General features: G+C 59.4%; 6 protein-coding genes. 1 reads left to right on the top strand and 5 read right to left on the bottom strand.

What is annotated here, in order from left to right:
* Positions 1 to 182 precede the first annotated feature (182 nt).
* Positions 183 to 533 carry a hypothetical protein gene (locus NZN28_RS13640; protein ID WP_295399052.1) on the bottom strand — a complete coding sequence of 117 codons (351 nt, stop codon included), beginning with the start codon at positions 531 to 533 and terminating at the stop codon, positions 183 to 185.
* A 126-nt stretch (positions 534 to 659) separates the two neighbouring features.
* Between NZN28_RS13640 and NZN28_RS13645 the strand changes: the two genes are divergently transcribed.
* Complete coding sequence (locus NZN28_RS13645; protein WP_295399054.1) at positions 660 to 1,127, top strand: Lrp/AsnC family transcriptional regulator; 468 nt, start codon at positions 660 to 662, stop codon at positions 1,125 to 1,127.
* 193 nt (positions 1,128 to 1,320) lie between these two features.
* Here NZN28_RS13645 and NZN28_RS13650 read toward each other — a convergent pair whose 3' ends face one another.
* The 4 genes from NZN28_RS13650 to NZN28_RS13665 form a co-directional block, all read right to left on the bottom strand.
* Positions 1,321 to 2,295 (bottom strand): 4Fe-4S dicluster domain-containing protein, encoded by a 975-nt coding sequence (locus NZN28_RS13650; RefSeq protein ID WP_295399056.1) that lies wholly within the window; start codon positions 2,293 to 2,295, stop codon positions 1,321 to 1,323.
* Between the two features lie 62 nt (positions 2,296 to 2,357).
* Positions 2,358 to 3,437 (bottom strand): bifunctional 3-deoxy-7-phosphoheptulonate synthase/chorismate mutase, encoded by a 1,080-nt coding sequence (locus tag NZN28_RS13655; RefSeq protein WP_295399058.1) that lies wholly within the window; start codon positions 3,435 to 3,437, stop codon positions 2,358 to 2,360.
* Between the two features lie 589 nt (positions 3,438 to 4,026).
* Complete coding sequence (gene tatC, locus NZN28_RS13660) at positions 4,027 to 4,779, bottom strand: twin-arginine translocase subunit TatC (protein ID WP_295399060.1); 753 nt, start codon at positions 4,777 to 4,779, stop codon at positions 4,027 to 4,029.
* 11 nt (positions 4,780 to 4,790) lie between these two features.
* Positions 4,791 to 5,045: a twin-arginine translocase TatA/TatE family subunit gene (locus NZN28_RS13665; RefSeq protein WP_295399062.1), complete on the bottom strand. Its 255-nt coding sequence runs from the start codon at positions 5,043 to 5,045 to the stop codon at positions 4,791 to 4,793.
* Between the last annotated feature and the right edge of the window lie 437 nt (positions 5,046 to 5,482).

The following is a 5,482-nucleotide window of genomic DNA, read 5'->3' on the forward strand; positions in this document are numbered from 1 at the left end:
CGACGTACGAGGTTCCTCGTTGGCTGATGCCGCTCTCGCATGCCGGGAGGCTCGCTATTTGATTCGACGACAGTCAGCTTGCTGCCACAGCCGTTCGCCTGGGCCGAATATGGGCAAAGGGTTGGCGCACCGAACGAGCGCATCGGGGCTTGTCCCAGACCTTCCAGAAGGTTCGCCCCGCCCTAGCCAGCCCGACTCAACGTGCGGTGCACCCGCTGGGGGTTTGAACCGGGCCCCCGCAACTCTGCGGCCAGCAAATCGAGGTATTCAGCAAACAGGGGCTTTAGCCTGGGCTTCCAGGCTTGTAACAGGGTCTCGGACAGACCGAGGTGTTCGGCCCACAGTTCGGCCAGTTCCTCGGCCCCTATCGGAAGGTGGGCTTGCAGGCGACAGAGCAAGATTGGAACCAGATGCTCAACCACAAAATGCCGATCGACCAACCAGTCCAGCCGGTCGTTGTGCTTTTGAGTGAACAGGGCGTGGGCGGCAAGGGCGCTTTGTTCCAGAGTTTTGGCGTTGATGGCGTGTTTCATGAGCGTCTCCCCGATCGGCTCAACTCAAGCCGATACGTTTATGGTAGTGGGCTTATTTGCGCTTGAAAATGGCTTATCCAAACTAAAGATGCGATTTCGGAATAGGAAATAAGGTAAAATTGCAAAATGAGCATTGATTCGAAACCGATGGACGATCACTCCTGGAAAATCCTCGAGCTTCTCCAGCAAAATGCCCGCCTGCCCTTTAGCGAGATCGGGCGGCAGGTGGGTCTATCGGCTCCAGCGGTGGCCGAGCGGGTACGTCGGATGGAGGAAGCGGGAATTATCCAGGGCTACCGGGCCATTGTGGACCCCAACAAACTGGGCTATACCCTCGAGGTCTTCATTCGAGCCGAGGTGACCCACAGCAACCACCATGCGGCTATTCGCTTTATTTCAGAGCTGCCCAACGTGCTCGAGTTCTGGAACCTGACCGGGCGCGATGGCTACCAGATTCGCGCTGTGTTCCGCTCGGTGCAGGAGTTAGAGCAAATGCTCAATCAGAAGCTGGGCGTATATGGCACCACCACCACCGCCCTGGTGCTCTCCAAGCCGGTGGCCTTTCGTGCCCTGACCAAAGAGCAAAGCAGCTAGAACTGTTCTTGCTTGGGCCCCTGGCAAACTGGGGCCATGAGCAGGGGTTTGGGAGGCAGCAGGCATTGAAGCGCCACAACCCACCTACGACCACCCGCCCTCACCCGGTGTGTTGCATCAATGCCCAGAGCGCTCTTCGCATATTTAGAGCCATTCGACTATGAGAAGGCTTTGTCCTGGAAAGCTTCGGAGCCTAGACGTCGTACCAGGGAGGCGTGCCCCGATAGAGCTCGAGCGCCTCACCAAAAACTTCCGCTCGACTGGCCTCCCCCAACGAAATGACCTGGGGAGGACAGCTCTCCACACAGGCACCGCACCCCGTACAGGCCGATACATTAAGCTTCAAGACGTACTCTTCGCTCCGACCCTCGGCGGGGTCTCGCTCGCGCTCGACGGCCTTGGTCGGACAAACATTGGTGCAAACCGGGCACAGCGTGCACCCTTCAGCCACAGCGATGCGCGGCCAGCGCACCACCTCAGCACGATGCGCCGCCAGCTTTCGCAAGCGCAGCTCGGCGGGCAACTCCGAGCGTTTGTCCTCGAGGGGCTCCGGTTGGGGCAGGGGCAGGTTGGGCACGAGCTCCGCGGCTGAACGCCTGGCCCCTCCAAACATGGCCCCAAAAAACTCCCGGCGGCCCACCTCCGCCCCACGCAGGGCATCCTGCTGCAGGTGCACCTCCAGCTCCGGGAAATATCTCTTTGCCTCCCCTATGGCCCACTGCAATCTTTCGGGCATGGAGGGGCCGCCAATCTTACAGCTCGCGCAGTCTCCATGCGCCAGGGTCAGCGGACCCAAGCGGGAACCTGCTTCGGCCAGAACCCCTGGAGTCAGTTGTCCCAAACAATGAATTTCGTCGCCCGCTCCAGGGGCCTTGGAGCAACGAAGCTGGCCTCGCCCGCGGTGCAGCTTTTCCTGGATGGGGCCCAGGGGAAATTCCAGCGCCAAACCCGGGCAAACCGCCGTACAAAGCCCGCAGCTCGTGCATTTCACCTCGTCTATCTCGACGGTAAAAGCTTGCAGGTTGATGGCCCCATGCGGGCAGACCTGCTGGCATTTGTCGCACCCCCCCACGCTGTTGCGCTCGAGCAAACAGCGCGGCCCGGTGTATTCCGGCGTGGGGTCGGTTAGTTTGAGGAAGGCCCCAACAAGGTTGTCAAAAAGTCCCACAGGGTACAGGGTACAGGGAACGGGGGGGTGGGGTCAGGGGAGAAACTGACATTTACCTGGGGCTAAACCCTCGAGGTCTCCTTCGGCATCAGGTCTTCGATGGCCTTCATGAACTGCTCAAACTGGGCAAAATCGAGCTGCTGCTCGTTGTCGGAAAGGGCCACTTTGGGGTTGGGGTGCACCTCCACATGAACCCCGTCCAGACCCGCCGCCAGGGCCGCTCGAGCCAGCGGGGCCAGCAGGTCGCGTCGCCCGGCGGCATGGGTCACGTCCACAATCACCGGCAGATGGGTCAGTTGCTTGGCCAGAATGGCCGCCGAGAGATCGAGTGTATTGCGCGTCCATTTTTCGTAGGTGCGGATACCCCGCTCACACAAAATCACCTCGGCGTTGCCCTGCGAGAGGATGTATTCGGCGCTGTAGAACCACTCCTCGATGGTCTGGGCAAAGCCACGCTTGAGCAGAACCGGCTTGCTGGCCTTGCCCACCTCGCGCAGCAGGGCAAAGTTCTGGGCGTTGCGGGTGCCCACTTGCAGGATGTCGGCGTACTGGGCCACCACCTCCACCTCGCGGGTGTCCATCACCTCGGTCACAAACACCATGCCATGGGCATCGGCTGCCCTGCGGCCTAGCTTGAGGCCCGGCTCACCCATCCCCTGGAAACCATAGGGCGAGGTGCGGGGTTTGTAAGCGCCCCCCCGCAGTACCTTAACTCCGTGGCCGGCCAGAAACCTGGCGGTTGCAAACATCTGCTCTTCCGATTCGATGGAGCAGGGCCCGGCCACCAGCACCTTACCCGCCCCAAAAACCACCTCCCCCACCCGAACGGTGGTGTCCTCGGGCTTGACCTGCCGTGAGTAGAGGAATTTTTGTTTGTCCTGCTGCTCTTCCAGGTCGAGCGAGGCCTTGAAAATTTCCTTGAACAGCCGCTTGATGGTCTCAGCAGGGTAGGGGCCGGGGTTTTCCTGGGTCAGATAGGCCAGCATCTCGTCCTCGCGCTTGGGGTCATAGTGAGGAAGCCCCAGCTCGGTCTGCACGCGCCCAATCTCACTCACCAGCCTGCCCCGCTCGGAGAGCAGCCGGAGCAATTCGCGGTTGATCTGGTCTACTTGCTGCCGCAGGTTCAAAATGCGCTGGTCCATGAACCAAATGGTATACCAAGATACCCTTCCCAAAGCAAGATACCGGGTGTCAACCACAACGCCCCCGATGCGTTCGCCTCGAGGGAGGCTCCTCAAATAGTGAGTTCCAGCCAGCTTTCCAGACTATTGCGCCCTTTACAGACGTGGCCGCCACGAAAACGAGAAGGGACAAGCAGACGTGCCTCACCACGGTAAGGCACGCTTGTCTACGTTGCGTCTGGGCAAAGACGCATGTTTTCGAGTTTCCAGGCGACCACTATTCTGTCCAGGACAAAGCTTTCTTATGGATGAATGGCTCTAAAGAGCGCTCTAAAGGCTGTTCCAAGATGTTCCTGGACAGGGGTCGGCGGCAGGGGTTGAAGACCCATCGCCCACTTCCAACCCCCGACCACCTCTCGCCTTGAAAGTACCCGAAAGATACCCAGTACACTCCCACAGATTCCAAAAAGACGATTAGCCCTCAAGCCCCTCCTTTGCGTGCAGGAAGGGTTGGGGAGGGTATTAGGCGAGGCCCTCGAGTCTCAGATTGGGTAAAGGGCCAGGTCAGCCACCCCACCTGGCCTCTGAAGGTGGTTTTGCAGGAGGGGTATCAAGCAGCACTGGGTTCTGCCTCTTTGGGACGGCTGCGTTCGGCCCACTTGACCAGCAGAATCGAAAAGCCGTAGAGCACCATCAGGGGGACAGAGACCAGGCTCAGATTGACCACATCCACCGTAGGCGTAATGAGGGCGGCCAGGGTGACGAGCAGCACCACCGCAATGCGCCAGTTGTTGACCAGAAAACGGCTCGAGAGAAAGCCCAGCCGCGCTAAAAGATAGCTGACCACCGGCATCTCAAAGAGAATGCCCATCAGGGCCAGGAAGGTCACCACTTGCCCCATGTACATCCCGATGGAAATTTGGGGTGTAACCACATCCCCCAAAAAGCCCAGCAAAAAGGGTACCGCGAAGGGCAGCAGCACGTAGTACGCAAATACCGCCCCCAGCGCAAAGCTAAAGCCCGCCCCCAGAATAAAAGGAACCGCCAGCCTGCGTTCGTGATCGTACAAACCTGGCGCAATAAAGGCCCAGATTTGATACACGATGAAGGGCAAAGCCAGAGCCAACCCACCGAAGGCCGCGACCTTGAAGGCGGTCAGGAAGGGTTCGGTAATGTTCAGGACAATCAGCTCGGCCTTGAGCGAGGCGCTCGCGTTGTATGCGTCCAGGGGCCGCCGCAGGGCCTCTAGAATCTCTACCCTGAAGGTAAAGGCCACTGCCGTCATGACCGCCCAGGCCACAATGGACCAGATCAGGCGGTTCCGCAGCTCCTCGAGGTGTTCCATCAAAGGGGCTTCGCGCATGGCAGACCCCTTCAGGATTTAGGCTCTTCCTTGACCTCGAGGGGTTTCTTGATCTCCTCCAGAGGCTTGCTGATTTCTTCCTTGATTTCCTTGAACTCCTTCACATCGGCAGCTTTCTCGAACTCCTCGCGGATGCTTCTTGCCCCCCGCTGAAACTCGCGGATGCTCTGGCCCAGGCTGCGCCCCAGCTCGGGCAGTTTGCGCGGGCCAAAGAGCAGCAAAGCAATCAGCAAGATGATCAGAATTTCCGTCATTCCCAGGTTCATAGCACACTCCCAAGCATAGTTTACTCGGTTGGCTGAAGCGCATCTGAAAGCGAGCACAGGCTCGGCCCGTGCGCCGCCCCTATGAAAGGCCATCCTGGGTGTCGCGATAAGCCCACGACCTGTACCAAACCTTCGCATGCCCTGGGGCAATGAGGCAGGTATAAACCCACCACCCACTCCCGCAAAGTTTCTCGTATGCCTGAGGCTGGTATTGGCTGGCCCCCCTCGGAACAGATGCTGGGCCGCTTGACCCCCTGGGGCGCTGTCTGTGCAGTTTAGAGCGTTCTTCGCATACTATGAGCCACTCAATTCAAGTAAGCCTGGTTCTGAACAGAACAGTGGTCGCCTGGAAACTCGAAAACACGCGTCTCAGCCCAGACGCAAGGCAGACAAGCGGGCCTCACCCCGGTGAGGCACTTCTGCTTGTCCCTTCTCGT

The sequence above is a fragment of the Meiothermus sp. genome, assembly GCF_025056915.1.
Taxonomy (GTDB): domain Bacteria; phylum Deinococcota; class Deinococci; order Deinococcales; family Thermaceae; genus Meiothermus.

Bases quoted from the DNA above. Each gene is read 5' to 3' on its own strand.
- NZN28_RS13640 (WP_295399052.1), bottom strand. From the start codon at position 533: ATGAAACACGCCATCAACGCCAAAACTCTGGAACAAAGCGCCCTTGCC.
- NZN28_RS13645 (WP_295399054.1), top strand. From the start codon at position 660: ATGAGCATTGATTCGAAACCGATGGACGATCACTCCTGGAAAATCCTC.
- NZN28_RS13655 (WP_295399058.1), bottom strand. From the start codon at position 3,437: ATGGACCAGCGCATTTTGAACCTGCGGCAGCAAGTAGACCAGATCAAC.
- tatC (WP_295399060.1), bottom strand. From the start codon at position 4,779: ATGCGCGAAGCCCCTTTGATGGAACACCTCGAGGAGCTGCGGAACCGC.
- NZN28_RS13665 (WP_295399062.1), bottom strand. From the start codon at position 5,045: ATGAACCTGGGAATGACGGAAATTCTGATCATCTTGCTGATTGCTTTG.